This window comes from Halomonas shantousis (assembly GCF_054654615.1).
Genome location: NZ_BAAIER010000002.1, coordinates 749,598 through 768,949, shown reverse-complemented (window position 1 = coordinate 768,949; position 19,352 = coordinate 749,598). Strand labels below are relative to the sequence as shown.

Below are 19,352 nucleotides of genomic sequence, written 5' to 3'. Positions count from 1 at the left end.
TCAGGCGCAATGCAGCCGCTCGTCACGTGGACTGATACCGTAGTGGTTGCGGTAGGCCGTGGAGAAGTGGGCCCCGGAGGAGAAACCGGTGGCCAGGGCGATGTCGCCCACCGCCCGTTCCGTCTCGCGCAGTAGCTTGCGCGCCTCCTGCAGGCGCAGATCCAGATAGTAACGACTGGGCACCGCCTGCAGATGTTTCTTGAACAGCCGCTCGAGCTGGCGCCGGGAAATGCCCAGATGCTCGGCCAGCTCGTGAGTGGTCAGCGGCTCCTCGATGTTGGCCTCCATCAGCAGGACTGCATCCACCAGGCTTTGTGGCGCATGCTTGAAACGTGAGCGCAGCGGCACATGCTGCGGCTCGTCGGCCATGCGGATACGCTCGCAGACGAAGTACTCCGAGATACGTTCGGCAAGCGGATTACCGTGCTGCCGCCCGATCAGGGTCATCATCATGTCCATCGCCGCCGTGCCGCCGCCGCATGTCAGCCGGTCGCGATCGATCTCGAACAACTGGTTCGTCACGCGTACGCCGGGATGCTCGCGCGCGAAGGCCTCTGCTCCCTGCCAGGGCAGGGTGGCCCGGTAGCCGTCCAGCACGCCGGCACGTGCCAGAATTCGTACACCACCGGCGATTCCGCCCAGCAGGGTACCGCGCCCCGCCAGGCGAGCCAGCCAGGCAAGCAAGGCCGGGTTCTCGATGTCGCCCATGGCGCTCGCCCCGCAGACCAGCAGCATGTCGAGGCGACATGCGTCACTGCCGGCCACGTGCTCAGGCGTCAACGACAGCTCGGCGGCACTTCTGACCGACTGCTCATCGAGGCCGAAGGTGAAAGGCACGTACAGCCGTCGCCCGGCGAGCAGGTTGGCGACATGCAGGGGCTCGCTGGCGCAGGCCTGGGCCAGCAGGGAGAAGCCCGGCAGCAGCAGGAAGCCGACATGCCGGGGCGCTTCCGCACTCACCTCAGTCGGCATCCTGGGAGGCCAGCTCCGCAATGAAGGCATCCGAACGAGCGATGGCGTCACGCATTCGCGCCTGCATCCGCGCCACGTCGTCCTCCATCTGCGCAACCTCGCCCTGCAGAGCGCCGATCGCCCGGGCGTTGAGGTTGTGCTTCAGAAACAGGACATTGTCCCGCATGCTCAACAGGATCGGTGACATGCTGTCGGCAGCTTCGTGCATGGCCGTCATCATGGTCTCATAGCGTGCGCGGGTATCGCGCAGCTGCTGGGCGGAGAGCCGCCGGTATCGCTCGCTCTGGTAGAGGTCGAGTTCGTCCTCCCACTCGTCGAACAGAGCTTCGGCCACGCTCTCGATGGCGTCGATGCGCTGATGGACCCGCCCTGCCGCATCCTCGCTCTCTTCGTACTCGGCCTCCAGCGCCGCGTAGGTTCGCGACAGCTCGCTCTCCGGCACGTTGACCACCGCCCGGAACTGCTCCAGCGCCGAGCTGAACTGCTCCTGGGCCTCCTGCTGGGCATCACGCCCAGCCTCCACCCGACTGGTCAGCAGTTCCCGCTTGGGAATGCCCAACTGCTCCAGAGCGTTGTAGTAGGTGCTCTGGCAGCCGAGCAGCAGCCCGGACAACAGCATCATCAGCAGGATCGGCCAGCCTCGCCAGAGCCGGGCCGCGTGCATGGGGTTTCTCATGACCTTGGGTTCTCATTGTCTTCCCACCGTCGACAGGACGGCTTGCCCGCCCGGTGACTCCGGTACCGTGGAGCCGCCAGGCGCTAACGCGACATCATCCCTTGAGCTGGACGACATCGAAATCCACCACCGGATCGACATCGGCATCGTAGTCGACATCGTCACGCTCGAAGCCGAACAGCTTGAGAAACTCGTGCTTGTAGCCGGCGTAGTCGGTGATTTCGAACAGGTTCTCAGTGGTGACCTGGGGCCACAACGCCTTGCAGGCCTGTTGCACGTCGTCGCGCAACTCCCAGTCGTCGAGGCGCAGACGCGAAGCCTCGTCGAGTGTCGGTGTCGCCTCGCCGTAGAGCTGGTCCCGGAACAGGCGATTGAGCTGTTCGATGGTGCCTTCGTGCAGTCCCTTCTCCTTCATGATCCGGTAGACCATGGCGATATACAGCGGCATGACCGGAATCGCCGCGCTGGCCTGGGTCACCACCGACTTGAGCACCGCGACGTGAGCATTGCCGCCACGGGTCTCGAGCTTGCGGTGAATGTTGCCTGCGGCGCGGTCGAGATCCTCCTTGGCCTTGCCCAGGGCGCCGTGCCAGTAGATGGGCCAGGTGATCTCGGTCCCGATATAGCTGAAGGCCACGGACTTGGCGCCCGGCGCCAGCACGCCGGCCCGGTCGAGCGCCTCGATCCACAGTTCCCAGTCCTCGCCGCCCATGACCGTCACGGTGTCGGCGATTTCCTCTTCCGTGGCCGGCCCGACTTCCGCCTCGATGATCGCATCCTTGTTGGTGTCGATCGCCGTGGCCCGGTACGTTTCTCCGATCGGCTTGAGCGCAGAGCGCTTGAGTTCACCGCTGTCGGGCAGCTTGCGCACCGGCGAGGCCAGTGAATAGACCACCAGATCGACCTGCCCCAGATCCTGCTTGATCAGTTCGATGGCCGTCTCGCGCGCCTCGTGAGAGAAGGCGTCGCCGTTGATCGATTTGCTGTAGAGTCCTTCGGCCTTGGCGAACTTGTCGAAGGCCGCGGCGTTGTACCAGCCGGCAGTGCCGGGCTTCTTCTCGGTACCCGGCTTCTCGAAGAACACTCCCAGGGTGTCGGCGCCATAGCCGAAGGCCGCCGTGATACGGGCCGCCAGACCGTAGCCGCTGGAAGCCCCGATAACCAGCACCTTCCTGGGTCCGCCGGCGAGCACGCCCTGCGCCCGGGTCGCCTCGATCTGTTCGAGCACGTTCTTCTCGCAGCCGACAGGATGAGTGGTGGTGCAGATGAAACCGCGAACCTTGGGTTTGATGATCACGTCAGGCCTCGTTGATCCGTCATTGAATGCATGCAGGCAATACCGCCTGCCTATGCCGGCATTCTAACGGCTGTGTCCGTGACTGTCCGCTTCTCTCCCTGCCTTGCCAGTCCGCCCCGGCTGTTCGAAGATAGCGCTTTGTCCGGACGATGCCGCCATGACCGATCTCGAAACCGACATCCAGACGCTGCTCGCCGAGCGCGGCGATCTATGGCTGGCGCTGGCCCCGCTGTGGCTGGACCGGGAGCCCCACGAGGCCGACTACGCCCGTATGGTGGAAGAGATTCAGCGCCACGACTTCACCCTCAGGCAACTGGAATGGATCTATCGCCTGGAGCTGGCTCCGGTGCTCGCGCGGCGTCAGATGTCCGTGGCCGGCGAGTGGCGCAGCTTCGACGAAAACCGCCTGCTGGCCGAACTGGTACGCCACAACCGGCGTCTCAAGGGCTGGCGCCGGCACTTCTGGGTATTGTTCTCGGGGCCGACCACGATGATGACCCGTTACCGCTGGAGCGAGCTCATGACTCGCCTGATGGTCGCCCGGGGCGAACGTCCCCCTGGCTGAGCGGACGCAAGCGCCTCATCAGGCCGAGAAGGGAATATCCAGCGCCTGCTCGATGGCATCGGCCAGCCGGCGTGGCGGAACATGGGGCGAAAAGCGACGTATCACTTGCCCGTCACGCCCCACCAGGAACTTGGTGAAGTTCCACTTGATCGGCGTGCTGCCGAGCACGCCCGGCGCCTGATGGCGCAGCAGTACGAACAGCGGGTGCGCATCGGGGCCATTGACCCTGACCTTTTCCAAAACCGGAAAGGTGACGCCGTAGCGCGTCTCGCAGAAAGTCGTGAATGCGCCAGCCGGTTCGGGACTCTGGCGGCCGAACTGGTTGCACGGAAACGCCAGCACCGTGAACCCCCGATCGCGATAGTCGCGATACAGCCGCTCGAGCCCCTCGAGCTGAGGCGTGTAGCCACAGCGACTGGCGACATTGACGACCAGCAGCACCTGGCCCCGCAGGGCGCGCAGGTTGAACGGCGTCCCCGAGGGTGTTCGGCAATCGTGAACATAGAAACTCATGCGTGTCGTCATATTCCGGTTCGGGTTCAACACGTCAGGTCGCACCGAGCCAGCCCTCGGCCAGCATGCGCTGCAACGCGACACGACTGTCCGGCGTGGCCGACTCCAGCGCCAGTGCCTGCGCAGTCGACATCCAGCGTACCGAGGCGACTTCCTCGGGTTGCAGGATCAGCGGCCCATCATAGTCGACACGAAACACACTACCATGGATGTAGTTGCCGCCCTCGGCGAAGCGAAAGCCGAAACACGGCTGCAACGCCACCCCGGTGACGCCCAGCTCCTCTTCCAGTTCACGGCGCGCGCCGACATGCTCCGCCTCTCCCGCAGCCACCACGCCGCCGGCGGCGAGATCGTAATAGCCCGGAAAGACCTCCTTGGTCAGCGTACGCTCCTGCACACACAGCTCACCCCGGTGATTGCGCACGAAGACGTAAGTGGCACGATGCCAGAAATGGTAACGACGCATCAGGCTCCTCGGCGCACTGCCACAGGAGCGATTGGCGGCATCGACCAGCTGGACCTGCTCCTCTCGGCGCACGGCAGGCATGACAGTACCCGGCATAAAAGACTCCACAATGTCGATGCCTGCCATCCTACACCCTCCGCTCCCAGCGGACCCATGCCCCCTCACTCCATTTCGCTTATTGACCCCATCGCGCTGGCTATACATGCTCGGTTTATCGCAAAACAACAACGACTCGCCACACAGGACATCCATCATGGCTCGTCATACGTCCCGTTCGCTCCTTGCCACTCATGAAGTTCACAACCAACCCGACCCCGCCGGCGATCAGGACTTTCTTGCCCAGGACGTCCCATTGCGCGAGGCCCTGGCCCGAGAGGCACCGGCCTGGGTAGCGGACCGTCTCGCCCCGCTCGGTGCGGCTACCGGCAGCCGGCATGTCCAGCAGCTCGGCGAAATGGCCAACCGTCACCCTCCCGAGCTCAGAGCCTTCGACCGTCACGGCCGGCGGCTTGACGAAGTCGACTACCACCCTGCCTATCATGAATTGATGCATCTGGCCTGCGACAACGGCTGGCATGCCGTGGCCTGGGAGAAGGAGGGCGAGGGAGGGCACCAGGCGCACATCGCCGCCCTGTATCTGCTGACCCAGGCGGAACCGGGAGTCTGCTGCCCCGTCACCATGACCCATGCCGCCGTCCCCGTGCTGCGCCAGCAGCCCGAACTGTTCGACGAATGGGGACCGCGACTGCTGGCCTGGGACTACGACGGTCGCGCCGTGCCGCCCAATCAGAAACCCGCCGTCACCTTCGGCATGGCAATGACCGAGAAGCAGGGCGGCAGCGACGTACGCACCAATACCAGCCGCGCCCTGCCCCTCGGCGAGGTCGGCGCCGGCGGCGAGTATCGCCTGATCGGGCACAAGTGGTTCTGCAGCGCCCCGATGTCGGACGCCTTCCTGACCCTGGCCCAGACGGAGGAGGGCCTGTCATGTTTCCTGGTGCCCCGCTTCACCCCCGAAGGTGAACGCAACGCCATCGAGATCCAGCGCCTCAAGGACAAATGCGGCAATCGGGCCAACGCTTCCGCCGAAATCGAGTATCGCGATGCCTGGGCGCGCATGATCGGCGAGCCGGGACGCGGTATCGCCACGATCCTGGGCATGGTGCAGCAGACGCGCCTCGACGCCGCCACGGCACCGGCCGGCATGATGCGTCAGGCACTGGTGGAAGCCTGGCGACACGTTCAGTCCCGCCAGGCATTTGGTCGCTATCTCGCCGACCAGCCGATGATGCGGCGTGTCATTGCCGACCTGGCCCTGGAAACCGAGGCCAGCCTTGCCCTGTCGATGCGGGCTGCCCGCGCCTTCGATTCGATTGAGGTACATGACGAGGAGAAAGCCTTGGCACGCCTCGCGCCTGCCCTGGCCAAGTACTGGCACAACAAGCGCAGTCCCGGCTTCATGGTCGAGGCCATGGAGTGCCTGGGGGGTATCGGCTATGTAGAGGAAGCGCCACTCGCCCGGCTCTACCGTGAAGCACCGGTCAACTCGATCTGGGAAGGCTCCGGCAATGTCATGTGTCTCGACGTGTTGCGGGTCCTCGAACGCCACCCGGAAAGTGTCGAGGCACTACAGGCCGAGCTGGCAGCCGCACGAGGCGCCAGCCCCGATTACGATCACGCCCTGAGCGAGCTGGAGCGTGCGCTGGGCGAGGCCCCCTCACAGCTCGAAGCGCAGGGACGCTGGCTGGCGCAGCGCATGGCGCAATGCCTGCAGGCCTCGCTGCTGCTGCGTCATGCCCCGATAGAGATTGGCGAGACCTTTTGCCGCACTCGCCTCGGCAGCTCTGCCAGCCCGATATACGGCATACTTCCTCCCGATGCACCGCTGACCTCGATCCTGGCCAGAATCCTGCCTTGAGACGGCAGGGCGCCAACTGAGCGCCGTCAACTCCCCGCGCCGCACGAGAGATGTGCGGCGCCTATCACTTACCGGACTCGCCATGCCCCGCTCACTGGTTCATCTCATCGTGCTGTTAACGGCCCCGATTCTGCTCTCCGCCGTGTCCACCGCCCAAGCCGGCGAAGCCCGGCAGGAGGGTCTGCACATCACCCACCCCTTCGCCATTCCGACTCCGCCAGGCGCACCCAACGGAGCGGCCTATCTCGACATCACGGTCGATGGCAATATCGCCGCCAGGCTGAAAGGCGCCTCCAGCCCCATCGCTGGCAAGGTCGAACTGCACGACATGCGCATGCAGGACGGCATGATGCGCATGCGCCGTGTCGAGGGGATCGAGATCGCGCCCGGCGAAACGCTCAAGATGCATCCGGGCGGTGGCTACCATCTGATGCTGCGCGAACTCGACCATGCCCTGCAGCCGGGAGAGCGTTTTCCGCTGACGCTCGAGTTCGAGCGGCGTGGCTCCGTCAAGGTGGAGGTCCAGGTTCAGAAAGCCCAGGCCGGTACCACGCCCGCCGACTCCCACCCACATTAGCCGGCAAGCACCGGTTCCAGCGCGACCCGAATCGCCAATGTCAGCAACAACACGCCCGTCAGACGATTGATCCAGTGCGCTCTGGCCTGCAGCCAGGGCAGCACACGAGAATGGGAAAACGCCAGGGCCACCAGCACATACCAGCCACCGTCGATCAGCGTGGCTGTCGCCACGATCATGCCCTTGGCCTGCCAGCCCATGTCGGCACTGACGAACTGACTGAGCAGCGCGACGAAAAACAGGATCAGCTTGGGATTGGCCAGCGCCACCAGCACGCCTTCGCGCGCGGCCTGCCCATAATCGGTTGCGACACCGGCCGCCTGTAGCGCCCCGCCCCGCCCGGCACGCAGCGCCTTGACGCCCAGCCAGGCAAGATACAGCGCTCCCCCCCACAAGATGAACTGAAACAGTATCGGCTGATGAGCAATGATGCTTCCCAGTCCCCACACGGTCAGCAACGCATACACACCGACTCCCAGGGCATGACAGAGCGCCGCAGTGACGCCCAGGCTCCGTCCGCCTCCCAGGGTGTGACGTAACACCATGGCCAGGCTGGGGCCGGGCGACATCGCCCCCACGGCACACACCGCCACCAGAGACAACCATAAACTTATCGGCATGACACGATTCTTCGTAGAAATGGCATCACGCAGTGTACAGGGAGAAGTGCAGGATTTTGAGAGGTTTGCGAGAGCCAGCCGGATCAGAAAATCACTATGCAGCGCGCTGCATGAACAGGCTATTGTCGATCAAGCGCGAAGTACATTTGGATGTGGGCCTGAACGCTTTGAATGATGATCATCGACCGAGAACAGACATTGAAGAGCACCATGAGACGCGAAAAGACAGCACAAGAACATGATGTATATTGACAGGTGCACGAGGCTATCCATAGCCAGGACGACCCTCTTGGTCACGTGCCAATACAGGTTAGTCACTTGGCTACACCATTAGCAAGGCTTATCATGCAAAAAGCATCAATATAATAAAAACGGGCTTAAGTTAAATTAGGAAATAAATAAGACAAAATCTGCAATCAGCATAAAGCCTGAATAAACAATAAATAGCAGACCCGTATATTATCGAAGCACGTCGATGTCTAATTAAACTTAACCTGCTGGCCAAGTTCTGCCTGAAAAGTCGGCGAGCGATGCTTAGGCAAGGCAAAAATTGGCGAAAGAACGGAGTTTACGCGGTGTAAATGAGTATTTTGATCGGACTCGCGCCCGAGCCGATTCTTAACGCTGCATGAGTGAGCGCAGGCATTTTTCAGACAGGACGTAAAAAAAAGCCCAGCTTTTGCTGGGCCTCAGAGCGATAGCTCTGCAGTACGACAAGTTTTCAGGTCTCCTTGGCATCCTCTCTGCAGCTTCCTGCCGCGGGCTGCCTCCTTCCCTGATCCTCGGTCTTCCTGACCGCGCATTTCCGTACACTGGCGACCGTCCTGGCCGCTACTCATCGCAGGGACACACCCTAACAATCTTCTCTTGCAGCTGTAAAGCACTTCCAATATTCGATATTCGATGCACGTCAGAATTGACTTTTTTCGGTCATAAAAACGTCACCTTGACTATACCGTATCTACTTATTATTGAAAAAAAGACCCGCAAACCGAATAAAGCTTCGGAATTTAATTATAAGCCCAGCAACAAGATAACCAAGTCAAAGTTTAATTTCCAGAATACTCCATGCAACCAAACGTTTGGTTATGGTTTGCATTTTAAAAATTATAAGCCACCACCGACTACAGCATCTTGGAAGAAAAAAACGCCAGATAAATAGGTGTTATCGCAGTATTTCGTTGTTACGCAGATCAAAGAAAATGATGATCAGCAGCACACTGATACCGGCACATCGCAGGGCAGAATATCAAAAGTATCTCGCGTGAAACGAAATCCAGCGCGAAGAGAGAGAAAAGACCCGCCGAGCGAGACTTCATCCGTAAGCTGTATCGTCGTGAGAGGGGAACGCTTAGAAAGGATGGTGCCCGGGGTCGGACTCGAACCGACACGCTGTCGCCAGCGGGGGATTTTGAATCCCCTGCGTCTACCAATTTCGCCACCCGGGCAGCGGGATGCATTATACGGAGCCAACACTCCGCGTCAATCACCAGGTCCTGACTTCACTTCACGCCTCGGCTATCATAGGCGGCTTTCATGGGTCGGGGTGCCCGACCTGACCGTTCTTCAAGCCGTCGCCACATCGAGTCTTCATGCAGCGTGCCGATTTCCATTTCGATCTTCCCGACGAGCTGATCGCCCGTTATCCCGCCGAGCAGCGCAGCGATTGCCGCCTACTGGTCCTGGATGGTAACAGCGGGGCTCTCGCTCACCGGCGTTTTCCCGACCTGCTCGACCATCTCGACCCGGGCGATCTCGTGGTGTTCAACGATACCCGAGTGATTCCCGCCCGCCTGCATGGCCATAAGGAGAGCGGAGGCAAGATCGAGATGCTGCTTGAACGCCCGCTGGATGCCCATCGTGGCCTGGCTCACCTGCGTTCGAGCAAATCGCCCAAGCCAGGTACGCGGCTGATCTTCGAAGGCGGCATCGAGGCCGTGGTCGAAGGCCGGGTCGAGGCACTGTTCGCGCTATGCTTTCTCGGTGAGACGCCGCTGATCGAACTGCTCGAGCGCCACGGCCACATGCCGCTGCCGCCGTATATCGAGCGCGAGGACGAACTGGCCGATCGCGAGCGCTACCAGACCGTCTACGCGCGCCGCGACGGTGCCGTCGCCGCCCCCACCGCCGGCCTGCACTTCGACGGGCCGCTGCTCGACGCCATGCGCAGCCGTGGCATCGAAACGGCCTTCGTTACCCTGCACGTCGGTGCCGGCACCTTCCAGCCGGTACGTGTCGACGATATCGCCAGCCACCACATGCACCGCGAGTGGCTCGAGGTCAGCGACACCGCCTGCGCCCAGGTGCGTGCCGCCAAGGCCCGCGGCAACCGCGTCGTCGCGGTCGGCACGACCAGTGTGCGCTGCCTGGAGACTGCCGCCCAGTCGGGCGAAATCATGCCCTACAGCGGCGACACCGATATCTTCATCTATCCGGGATACCAGTGGCGCTGCGTGGATGCCCTGGTGACCAATTTCCACCTGCCCGAGTCGACGCTGCTGATGCTGGTCTCCGCCTTTGCCGGATACGAACACGTGATGCATGCCTATCGCGAGGCCGTCGACAACCGCTACAGCTTCTTCAGCTACGGCGACGCGATGTTCCTGACCCGCAAGGCGGGCTGAGCCACGCGAGCCCTGAGCCGAACCACTTTCGAGAATCCCATGCGCAACGAATGTTTCATGAGTTTCGAACGCCTGGCCAATGACGGCCGGGCCCGCCGCGGCCGCCTGACCTTTCCGCGCGGCACGGTGGAAACGCCGGCTTTCATGCCGGTGGGCACCTACGGCACGGTCAAGGGCATGACCCCTGCCAGTGTCGAGGAGACGGGAGCGGAGATCATTCTCGGCAACACCTTCCATCTGTGGCTGCGTCCAGGGACCGAGGTGATCGCCACCCACGGCGACCTGCACGACTTCGCGCAGTGGAACAAGCCCATTCTCACCGACTCGGGCGGCTTCCAGGTCTTCTCGCTGGGCGCGATGCGCAAGATCACCGAGGAGGGCGTGCACTTCCGCTCGCCGGTGGATGGCGCCAAGGTATTCATGGGCCCGGAAGAGTCGATGGCCGTGCAGCGCGCGCTGGGCTCCGACATCGTCATGATCTTCGATGAGTGCACCCCCTACCCGGCGACCCTCGAGGAGGCGCGAAAGTCGATGGAGCTGTCGCTGCGCTGGGCCAAGCGCTCACGCGTGGCGCATGGCGACTCCCCCTCGGCATTGTTCGGCATCATCCAGGGCGGCATGTATCCCGAACTTCGCGAACGCTCGCTCAGAGGCCTCGAGGAGATCGGCTTCGACGGCCTGGCGATCGGTGGCCTGTCGGTGGGCGAGCCCAAGGAGGAGATGATCAAGGTGCTCGACTACCTGCCGACCTGGATGCCCGAGGAAAAGCCGCGTTATCTCATGGGCGTGGGCAAGCCCGAGGACCTGGTCGAGGGTGTGCGGCGCGGGGTCGACATGTTCGACTGCGTGATGCCCACTCGCAACGCCCGCAACGGCCATCTTTTCACCGCCGAGGGCACGGTCAAGATCCGCAACGCCAAGCATCGGCACGACACCCGCCCCCTGGAGGAGGGCTGCGACTGCTATACCTGCCAGCACTTCTCGCGGGCCTATCTGCATCACCTCGATCGTTGCGGGGAAATGCTCGGCGCGATGCTCAACACCATCCACAATCTGCGCTACTACCAGCGCGTCATGGCCGGTTTGCGCGGCGCCATCGAAGCGGGTACATTGGCCCACTTCGTAGACCGGTTCTACGCCCAGCGCGGCCTTGCGGTTCCGGCGCTGGCTGACTGAGATTCCGGCCGGGCGGCACTGACGCCCGGCCCTGCACCTTCCCAACCCTCCGGAGATACACCCATGCTGGAATACTTCATTTCCGCGGCGCAAGCGCAGGAAGCCCCCGCGGCCGGCGGCGGCATCGCCCAGATCGTCATGCTGGTCGGCTTCGTGCTGATTTTCTACTTCCTGCTGTGGCGTCCGCAGTCCAAGCGTGCCAAGGAACACAAGAAGCTGATCAGCGGCCTTGCCAAGGGCGACGAGATCGTCATCGGCGGCGGTCTGGTAGGCCGTGTCACCAAGGTGGGCGAAGAGTTCATCAGCATGGAAGTCGCCGAAGGTACCGAAGTGAATGTCCAGAAGAGCGCCGTCGCGGCCGTCCTTCCCAAGGGCACCCTGAAGTCCATCTGATACTTCTTACCGCTGCCGCCCAGGCGCCATGGAGCTTATCCGCTCAGTGTCTGCCGGCAGCGCTTTTCTGCGTCAGCAATTAAGGACAGGGCTTCCATGCTCAACCGTTATCCCCTGTGGAAGTATCTGCTGATACTCGTCGTGCTCGTGGTGGGCGTCCTCTATGCCCTGCCCAATCTCTACCCCGAAGACCCGGCCGTACAGATCAGCAGTAGTGGCAATGCGGAACTCGACGAGCGCCAGCTGCAACGCGTCACCCAGGCACTGAGCGAGGCCGGCATCGCCGTCAAGCGCACCGAACTCGACCCGCACAGCGCGTTGATCCGCCTGGCAGATGCCGATCAGCAGCTTCCCGCCCGCGATATCATCGACGCCATGCTCGGCGACGATTTTACCGTCGCACTCAATCTCGCCGACTCGACCCCGGCCTGGCTCGAGAGCCTTTCGGCCACGCCCATGAAGCTCGGCCTCGATCTGCGCGGCGGCGTGCACTTCCTGCTCGAGGTCGACATGCAGGCCGCCGTCGAGCAGCGCCTCGAGGTCAACGCCAGCGCCATCCGCGAGACCCTGCGTGACGAGCGAATCCGTTACCGCGACACGCAGATCGACGGCAATACCCTGACCATGGCCTTCGCCAACGAGGAAGACCGCAATCAGGCCCGCACGCTTATCGCCCGGAGCTTCCCCGACTTCCAGTTCGAGAATCTCGATACCGGCCGTGGCGCCGGGCTGAGCATGACCCTGTCGGAACAGGCGATCAACGAGATCCAGGACTACGCGATCAACCAGAACCTGACCACGATTCGCAACCGCGTCAACGAACTGGGGGTCTCCGAACCGCTGGTCCAGCGCCAGGGGCCGAACCGGATCGTCGTCGAGTTGCCGGGCGTCCAGGACACCGCCGCCGCCAAGCGTATCGTCGGGGCCACCGCCAACCTCGAATTCCGTCTCGAGGCTCGCCCGGACACCCCGGACAACGAGACCGAGAGTTTCACCTTCCGCAACAACGAGGCACGTAGCGCCGAGCTGATGCGCGACGTGATCATCACCGGAGACAGCGTCTCCAGCGCCAGCCGCAGCTTCGACGAGAATGGCCGCCCGCAGGTCAACATCAATCTCGACGGTACCGGCGGCACCTTGATGAATCGCGCCACGCGTTCGAACATCGGCCGCAACATGGCGGTACTCTTCATCGAGCACAAGACCCGCACCCGCACGGTGATGGAAGACGGTGAACGCGTCGAGCAGCGCATCCCCTATACCGAGCGCGGCATCATCAGTCTGGCCACCATCCAGAGCGCGCTGGGCAACAGCTTCCGCATCACCGGCCTCGACTCCCCCACCGAGGCCGCAGACCTATCGCTGTTGCTGCGTTCCGGCTCGTTGGCGGCGCCCATCTACTTCGTGCAGGAGCGTACCATCGGCCCCAGCCTGGGCGCCAAGAACATCGCCCAGGGCATCATGTCGGTCGAGGTCGGCCTGCTACTGATAGTGCTGTTCATGCTGGTGCGCTACAAGGCGTTCGGCCTGATCGCCAACGTCGCGCTGGGGGTCAACCTGATCCTGCTGATCGCTGCCATGTCGATGCTCGGCGCCACCCTGACGCTGCCCGGCATCGCCGGGATCGTGCTGACCCTGGGCATGGCGGTGGACGCCAACGTGCTGATCTTCGAGCGCATCCGCGAGGAGCTGCGCGCCAAGATGCCGGTGCAGCAGGCGATCCATGCCGGCTACGAGCGCGCCTTCACCTCGATCGTCGACGCCAACATCACCACCCTACTGGTCGCCGTGATTCTGTTCTCGATCGGCACCGGGCCGGTCAAGGGCTTCGCCGTGACATTGTCGCTGGGCATCCTGACATCGATGTTCACCGCCATCATGGTGTCGCGCGCCATCGTCAATCTCTCCTTCGGCGGCAAGCCGATGAAGAAACTCTGGATCTGAGGAGTTCGCGCGATGCGACAATTCGATTTCATGGGCAAGCGCCGCCTCGCCTTCATCGTCTCGATCATCCTCACGGTGATCGCGGTGGGCTCGCTGGCGCTGCAGCAACTCAACCTGGGGCTCGACTTCACCGGCGGCACGCTGGTCGAAGTGCGCTACCAGCAAGCCCCGGCTCTCGACGAGGTACGCGCCCAGCTACAGGACGCTGGCTTTGAAAACACCTCGGTGCAGACCTTCGGTGCCGCCAACGAGGTGCTGGTGCGGCTGCAGCAGGAGTTCGACACCACCGTGGGCGAACAGGTCGTCGACACCCTGCGCACGGATGCCAACCCGGTCGAGCTGATCCGTGCCGAGTTCGTCGGCGCCCAGGTCGGCGACCAATTGCGCGATCAGAGCGGGCTGGGCATGCTGCTGGCGCTGGCAGTGGTCATGATCTACGTGGCCTTCCGCTTCCAGTACAAGTTCGCGCTCGGTGCTCTGATCGCTCTGGGCCACGACGTCGTCATCGTGCTGGGGATCTTCTCGCTGTTCCAGCTCGATTTCGACCTGACCGTGCTGGCGGCGATCCTGGCGGTGATCGGTTACTCGCTCAACGACACCATCATCGTCTACGATCGCATCCGCGAGAACATCCGCAAGTCGCGCATCGATGACATGGCAACGATCTTCAATGACGCCATCAATCAGACCCTGGCGAGAACTCTGGCCACCTCCGGCACCACCTTGCTGGTGCTGCTGGCGCTGTTCTTCCTCGGTGGCGACATGATTCACAACTTCTCCATCGCCCTGATTCTCGGCGTGGTCGCCGGCACCTTCTCGTCGATCTACGTGGCGGCAGCACTGCTGCTGGTGATCAAGCTCGATCGCCAGGACCTGATTCCTGCCAAGAAAGAGAATCCGGAGGAAGAGTTGCCTTAAGGAGCGTTCAGCCACTGTCGGCCCGAAACGACACAAGCCCGCTCATCGAGCGGGCTTGTGTCGTTTGAAGCAATGCGATCAGAGGTAAACGTTCAGAAGTGCGGCTTCAGCTGCTGCACCAGCGCCTTGTACAGGCGCGGGCCGGCCGCCATCAGTTGACCTTCGGTCGCAACGCTCGGGCTGCCGTCAGGTCCACCCATCAGCGCGCCCGACTCCTTGAGCAGCAACGATCCCACCAATTGATCCTGCTCCTCGAGCCCCAGCACGAAGGCGGCATCGACACGTCCGGCGGCCAGTTCGGCCACGTCCAGCAGCGGACAGCCGCTGGTACGCATCACTTCGACCTGCGGCCCGAGCTGCTGGATCAGCGTCAGGTACGCCGGCAGATGGCGATGGCGCAGCCAGCTCTCCGGCAATCCCAGCGCAACGCGAGAGCCGCCGATGGTGGTCGTCTTGGTCACGCGAATGCGTTTGCCGTTGAGCTGCGCCCCCCGGCCGCGGCTGGTGAGGAACTCGTCGTCGGTGAACGGGCAGATGATGATGGCGTGTTCGGGACGGCCCTTGACCAGGCAGACCAGCGACAGGGCGAAGCCCGGCGCGGCCACCGAAAGGTTGGAATAGCCGTGGAAGGGTTCGATCTTCCAGTGGAAGTCGCGGCCTTCCCCCTCGCCATCGCGATGCGGGGTGAAGCGGCCGGAGACGCCATGCTGCGGATAACCACGACTGAGCTGATGCACGATCAGCGTTTCGGCATTGCGGGCCGTGTCCTCGAGCAAGCTATCGAGGCTACGCTCTTCGTGAGCGACCTCGATGCGGTCGCGAACGCGAATGAACTGTTCGGCAGCGCTGCGCGCGGCGCGCAACGCGAATTGGACCATCGGATGCATGATCGGGCCTTGAGAAGTCGGGATCTGTTAAAGAACGGCGCGCATCCTAGCAGAAACCGGCTACCACCGCCATCGCCTGAACGCGACACCCGTATGCATCGTGGTAAACTTTACGCCCCTTTTCCACTCGGCGATTGTTATGCTCGACCGCATCCGTATCGTGCTTATCGGCACCAGCCATCCCGGCAACATCGGCGGCGCTGCCCGTGCCATGCAGAACATGGGCCTGACGGATCTCGCCCTGGTGGCGCCACGCTGCACTCCGCGAAGTCCCGAGGCCTACTCGCGCGCGTCGGGCGCCGATGCGCTCGTCGACCAGGCCCGCGAATACACCCACCTCGAGGAGGCCGTCGCCGACTGCACGATGGTGGTCGGCGCCAGTGCCCGCTCGCGCCACCTGCCCTGGCCGATGCTGACGCCGCGCGAGCTCGGCGAGCGCCTGCCCGCCGAACTGGTGCCGGACAATGCCCGGATCGCCCTCGTCTTCGGCCGTGAGGATACGGGGCTGAGCAATGCCGAGCTGCAGCGCTGCCACCAGCACGTGCATATTCCCACCAATCCCGACTTCAGCTCGCTCAATCTTGCCGCAGCCGTGCAGGTGCTGGCCTACGAATGCCGTCAGGCCTGGCTGGCCGACTGCCGTGACGACGCGTCGTCATACCCCTTCGGCGTGGAGTGGGACAATCCTCCGGCCAGCCATGAAGACCTCGAGCGCTTCTTCGCTCATCTCGAGCGCACCCTGATCGAGATCGACTTCCACGACCCCGCCAATCCCCGACAGTTGATGTCACGCCTGCGCCGCCTGTTCCTGCGCTCGCGCCTCGACAGCATGGAGATGAACATCCTGCGCGGCATTCTGACGGCGGTGAACAAGCGCACTCACCGCCCCGCGCCCCGTGAATGAGTGATCGTGCGTCGCGGCTTGCAGGGTTCCACCTGCGCCCCAATAATGTCCAGCCGGCCCGAACAGCCGCACTGCCATACCACCGCTCGCGAGCGTCCAGCGGCTGACGCAAGACAAGGACACTTCCATGTTTGATCGACTACGCGAAGATATCGATAGCGTGTTTGCGCGAGACCCGGCGGCACGCAACTTCTTCGAGGTCCTGACCAACTATCCCGGTCTGCATGCGCTGCTGATTCATCACGTCAGCCACTGGCTGTGGCAGCGTAATCTCAAGTGGCTGGCACGCACGCTGTCGACGCTGGCCCGCTGGTTCACCGGCATCGAGATCCATCCCGGCGCCACGATCGGGCGACGCTTCTTCATCGACCATGGCATGGGGGTCGTGATAGGCGAAACTGCCGAGATCGGCAACGATGTCACGCTCTATCACGGCGTGACCTTGGGCGGCACCAGTTGGCACAAGGGCAAGCGCCATCCCACGCTGGAGGATGGCGTGATCGTCGGCGCGGGCGCCAAGATCCTCGGCCCCTTCATTGTGGGCCAGGGTGCCAAGATCGGTTCCAATGCCGTGGTCACCAAGGCCGTACCCGCCGGTGCCACGGTGGTCGGCATTCCGGGCAAGATCGTCAAGCGTGCCGAGCCGGACAGCGAGGAGGCACTGGATGTCGATCCGGAGCGCCGCGAGGCCATGCGTCAGAAGTTCGGCTTCGATGCCTATGGCATCAGCCAGGACATGCCCGATCCCATGGCACGCTCACTGCAGGCCATGCTCGATCACATGCATGCCGTGGACCAGCGCATCGAGCAGATGTGCATGACGCTGCGCAAGCTCGACGCCGGCTACCGTGCCGGGCAGTTACCGGAATTGCGCGAAGAGGATTTCGCCGACGTTCTCGAAGAGCCCTGCCCGCCGATTGGCGCAGCGAAGGCCGACGGCTCGGAGGACGGACCGGCGCCCGACGTCGACCGTCAGCCGGACGAGACTTCCACAAGACGCGCCAAATGAAACAGGACCCCCCGGCAGGCCGGACGAATGGTTGACCGTAATACTAGGTTTTTCCATAATGCTCGCATCGCACATGCCGCAGGCGCTCCCATACGTTCATGTGTTCGCCGGCAGCGCGTGGTGCATTACATGATCCATCCGATTGTCCAGACCGATACTCTATGCGCTTGACCACCAAGGGACGCTACGCCGTCACCGCCATTCTGGACCTGGCGCTGCACACCGAGCAGGGGCCGATCAGTCTGGCTGATATTTCCAGACGCCAGGCGATATCGCTGTCTTACCTGGAACAGCTGTTCGCCCGATTGCGGCGTGCCCGGCTGGTCAGAAGCGTTCGCGGTCCGGGCGGCGGCTATCTGCTCGGCCAGCCGCCCGAGTGTATTTCGGTCGCCGGCGTGATCGATGCCGTCGACGAATCGGTGGATGCGACGCGCTGTCAGGGGCTCTCGGATTGTCAGCAGGGCGATACCTGTCTGACCCACCATCTGTGGCGCGAACTGTCCGACGAAATCCACGGCTTCCTCGACGGCATCACGCTGGAAGATCTCGTCACGCGCCATGAGGTACGCACCGTGGCCGAGCGGCAACGTCAGCGGGCCGACAGCAACATCACCATTGCTTCGCAATAGCCATGCCAGCGCGATACGACGCAGTGCCGCCCGGCTTTCCCGCTCTCAACACGACGACGCCACGCTCATGACCGCACCCGCCTACCTCGATTACGCCGCCACCACGCCCGTCGATCCTCGTGTCGCCGAGCGCATGATGCGCCACCTGACCCTGGACGGCGTCTTTGCCAACCCGGCCTCGCGCAGTCATATGCCGGGCTGGCTGGCCGAACAGGCCGTGGAGAGCGCCCGCCGTCAGGTCGCCGACCTGATTGGCGCCGACCCGCGTGAAATCGTCTGGACCTCCGGCGCGACCGAGGCGGATAACCTCGCCCTGATCGGCTTCATGCGCGCCAACCGTGCCAGGGGCCGTCATCTGGTGACCTCGCGCATCGAGCACAAGGCGATCATCGACACGGCCACGGCGCTGGAAGCCGAAGGATTCGAGGTGACCTGGCTGACGCCCGGCGCCGACGGCCGGATAACGCCCGAGCAGCTTCGCGAGGCGATGCGAGGCGATACCGTGCTGGTGTCGCTGATGGCGGTGAACAACGAGATCGGCGCGATCAATGATCTCGCTGGACTGGCCGAGGTCGCGCATGCCCAGGGAGCGGTCTTCCACGTGGATGCCGCCCAGGCCACCGGCAAGATCGTCCTCGATGTCGCCCGCCAGGGCATCGATCTGATGTCACTGTCGGCCCACAAGACCTACGGTCCCAAGGGCATTGGCGCGCTGTTCGTCAGGCGCAGCCCCGACATTCGCGTCGAGGCCCTGATTCATGGCGGCGGACACGAGCGCGGCATGCGCTCGGGCACACTGCCCACCCATCAGATTGTCGGTATGGGCGAAGCCTTTGCCCTGGCCGAGACCGAGCGTGACGCCGACAATGCCCGTATCACCGCATTGCGTGAGCGCTTTCTGGCGGGACTCGCCGGGTTCGACGGTATTCACCGCAACACGGAGATAGCCGTCTCGGTGCCCAATATTCTCAATCTGGCGTTCGATGGCGTGGATGGCGAGTCGCTGCTCATGGCGCTGCGCGGTCTGGCGGTGTCCACCGGCTCGGCGTGCAACTCGGCCAGTGTCGAGCCATCCTATGTACTGCAGGCGCTCGGCGTACCCCGGGCGAGAGCCCTGGCTTCGATCCGTTTCAGCTTCGGCCGGTTCACCGACGAGAGCGAGATCGACACGGCGCTCGCTGAGTTGACGCACGCCTTGACCGTTCTGCGCCAGTAATCACTCATGTCAGCGATGCACACTGCATCCATGACCCAGGGAGGAGGC

At 63.2% G+C, this 19,352-nt stretch carries 19 protein-coding genes and 1 tRNA gene; 12 read left to right on the top strand and 8 right to left on the bottom strand.

What is annotated here, in order from left to right; translation table 11 throughout:
* The 3 genes from ACYQ12_RS04280 to fabV form a co-directional block, all read right to left on the bottom strand.
* Positions 1-972 carry a GlxA family transcriptional regulator gene (locus ACYQ12_RS04280; protein ID WP_459868213.1) on the bottom strand — a complete coding sequence of 324 codons (972 nt, stop codon included), beginning with the start codon at positions 970-972 and terminating at the stop codon, positions 1-3.
* Positions 962-1,648: a DUF2959 domain-containing protein gene (locus tag ACYQ12_RS04275; protein WP_459868210.1), complete on the bottom strand. Its 687-nt coding sequence runs from the start codon at positions 1,646-1,648 to the stop codon at positions 962-964. The genes ACYQ12_RS04280 and ACYQ12_RS04275 overlap by 11 nt, the downstream gene beginning before the upstream one ends.
* A gap of 94 nt (positions 1,649-1,742) precedes the next feature.
* Positions 1,743-2,945, bottom strand: coding sequence for an enoyl-ACP reductase FabV (gene fabV / locus ACYQ12_RS04270; protein ID WP_459868207.1), 1,203 nt, complete (start codon positions 2,943-2,945; stop codon positions 1,743-1,745).
* Positions 2,946-3,102: 157 nt separating this feature from the next.
* On the opposite strand from fabV, the gene ACYQ12_RS04265 reads away from it, so the two are divergent.
* Positions 3,103-3,510 carry a DUF7079 family protein gene (locus ACYQ12_RS04265; protein ID WP_459868204.1) on the top strand — a complete coding sequence of 136 codons (408 nt, stop codon included), beginning with the start codon at positions 3,103-3,105 and terminating at the stop codon, positions 3,508-3,510.
* Positions 3,511-3,528: 18 nt separating this feature from the next.
* On the opposite strand, the gene ACYQ12_RS04260 is transcribed toward ACYQ12_RS04265, so the two are convergent.
* The gene (locus ACYQ12_RS04260) at positions 3,529-4,023 is read right to left on the bottom strand and encodes a glutathione peroxidase (protein WP_459874461.1); all 495 of its coding nucleotides are present in this window, start codon (positions 4,021-4,023) and stop codon (positions 3,529-3,531) included.
* A gap of 34 nt (positions 4,024-4,057) precedes the next feature.
* Positions 4,058-4,585: an NUDIX hydrolase gene (locus ACYQ12_RS04255; protein WP_459868201.1), complete on the bottom strand. Its 528-nt coding sequence runs from the start codon at positions 4,583-4,585 to the stop codon at positions 4,058-4,060.
* A gap of 157 nt (positions 4,586-4,742) precedes the next feature.
* On the opposite strand from ACYQ12_RS04255, the gene ACYQ12_RS04250 reads away from it, so the two are divergent.
* Both ACYQ12_RS04250 and ACYQ12_RS04245 read left to right on the top strand, forming a co-directional pair.
* Positions 4,743-6,407, top strand: coding sequence for an acyl-CoA dehydrogenase family protein (locus tag ACYQ12_RS04250; RefSeq protein ID WP_459868198.1), 1,665 nt, complete (start codon positions 4,743-4,745; stop codon positions 6,405-6,407).
* An 82-nt stretch (positions 6,408-6,489) separates the two neighbouring features.
* A complete protein-coding gene (locus tag ACYQ12_RS04245; protein WP_459868195.1) occupies positions 6,490-6,984 on the top strand; it encodes a copper chaperone PCu(A)C in 495 nt (164 codons plus the stop codon).
* Here ACYQ12_RS04245 and ACYQ12_RS04240 read toward each other — a convergent pair.
* Together ACYQ12_RS04240 and ACYQ12_RS04235 are read right to left on the bottom strand one after the other, a co-directional pair.
* Positions 6,981-7,604 carry a LysE family translocator gene (locus ACYQ12_RS04240; protein ID WP_459868192.1) on the bottom strand — a complete coding sequence of 208 codons (624 nt, stop codon included), beginning with the start codon at positions 7,602-7,604 and terminating at the stop codon, positions 6,981-6,983. The two genes, ACYQ12_RS04245 and ACYQ12_RS04240, sit on opposite strands and share 4 nt — an antisense overlap.
* A gap of 1,361 nt (positions 7,605-8,965) precedes the next feature.
* A tRNA-Leu gene (locus tag ACYQ12_RS04235) sits at positions 8,966-9,052 on the bottom strand.
* 144 nt (positions 9,053-9,196) lie between these two features.
* Between ACYQ12_RS04235 and queA the strand changes: the two genes are divergently transcribed.
* From queA to secF, 5 genes are all read left to right on the top strand, one after another.
* The gene (queA, locus tag ACYQ12_RS04230) at positions 9,197-10,228 is read left to right on the top strand and encodes a tRNA preQ1(34) S-adenosylmethionine ribosyltransferase-isomerase QueA (RefSeq protein WP_459868189.1); all 1,032 of its coding nucleotides are present in this window, start codon (positions 9,197-9,199) and stop codon (positions 10,226-10,228) included.
* Positions 10,229-10,285: 57 nt separating this feature from the next.
* Positions 10,286-11,404 (top strand): tRNA guanosine(34) transglycosylase Tgt, encoded by a 1,119-nt coding sequence (gene tgt / locus ACYQ12_RS04225; protein ID WP_459874460.1) that lies wholly within the window; start codon positions 10,286-10,288, stop codon positions 11,402-11,404.
* Positions 11,405-11,467: 63 nt separating this feature from the next.
* Positions 11,468-11,797 carry a preprotein translocase subunit YajC gene (gene yajC, locus ACYQ12_RS04220; protein WP_459868186.1) on the top strand — a complete coding sequence of 110 codons (330 nt, stop codon included), beginning with the start codon at positions 11,468-11,470 and terminating at the stop codon, positions 11,795-11,797.
* Positions 11,798-11,893: 96 nt separating this feature from the next.
* Complete coding sequence (gene secD / locus ACYQ12_RS04215) at positions 11,894-13,741, top strand: protein translocase subunit SecD (RefSeq protein ID WP_459868183.1); 1,848 nt, start codon at positions 11,894-11,896, stop codon at positions 13,739-13,741.
* A 12-nt stretch (positions 13,742-13,753) separates the two neighbouring features.
* Positions 13,754-14,659, top strand: coding sequence for a protein translocase subunit SecF (gene secF / locus ACYQ12_RS04210; protein WP_459868180.1), 906 nt, complete (start codon positions 13,754-13,756; stop codon positions 14,657-14,659).
* 92 nt (positions 14,660-14,751) lie between these two features.
* On the opposite strand, the gene ACYQ12_RS04205 is transcribed toward secF, so the two are convergent.
* Positions 14,752-15,546 carry an inositol monophosphatase family protein gene (locus ACYQ12_RS04205; RefSeq protein ID WP_459868177.1) on the bottom strand — a complete coding sequence of 265 codons (795 nt, stop codon included), beginning with the start codon at positions 15,544-15,546 and terminating at the stop codon, positions 14,752-14,754.
* 139 nt (positions 15,547-15,685) lie between these two features.
* On the opposite strand from ACYQ12_RS04205, the gene ACYQ12_RS04200 reads away from it, so the two are divergent.
* The 4 genes from ACYQ12_RS04200 to ACYQ12_RS04185 all read left to right on the top strand — a co-directional run bounded on the left by ACYQ12_RS04200 (position 15,686) and on the right by ACYQ12_RS04185 (position 19,304).
* Positions 15,686-16,450, top strand: coding sequence for an RNA methyltransferase (locus ACYQ12_RS04200; protein WP_459868174.1), 765 nt, complete (start codon positions 15,686-15,688; stop codon positions 16,448-16,450).
* Positions 16,451-16,577: 127 nt separating this feature from the next.
* Complete coding sequence (gene cysE, locus ACYQ12_RS04195) at positions 16,578-17,459, top strand: serine O-acetyltransferase (RefSeq protein WP_459868171.1); 882 nt, start codon at positions 16,578-16,580, stop codon at positions 17,457-17,459.
* 161 nt (positions 17,460-17,620) lie between these two features.
* The gene (locus ACYQ12_RS04190) at positions 17,621-18,088 is read left to right on the top strand and encodes an Rrf2 family transcriptional regulator (RefSeq protein ID WP_459868168.1); all 468 of its coding nucleotides are present in this window, start codon (positions 17,621-17,623) and stop codon (positions 18,086-18,088) included.
* A gap of 67 nt (positions 18,089-18,155) precedes the next feature.
* Positions 18,156-19,304 carry an aminotransferase class V-fold PLP-dependent enzyme gene (locus ACYQ12_RS04185; protein WP_459868165.1) on the top strand — a complete coding sequence of 383 codons (1,149 nt, stop codon included), beginning with the start codon at positions 18,156-18,158 and terminating at the stop codon, positions 19,302-19,304.
* Positions 19,305-19,352 lie beyond the last annotated feature (48 nt).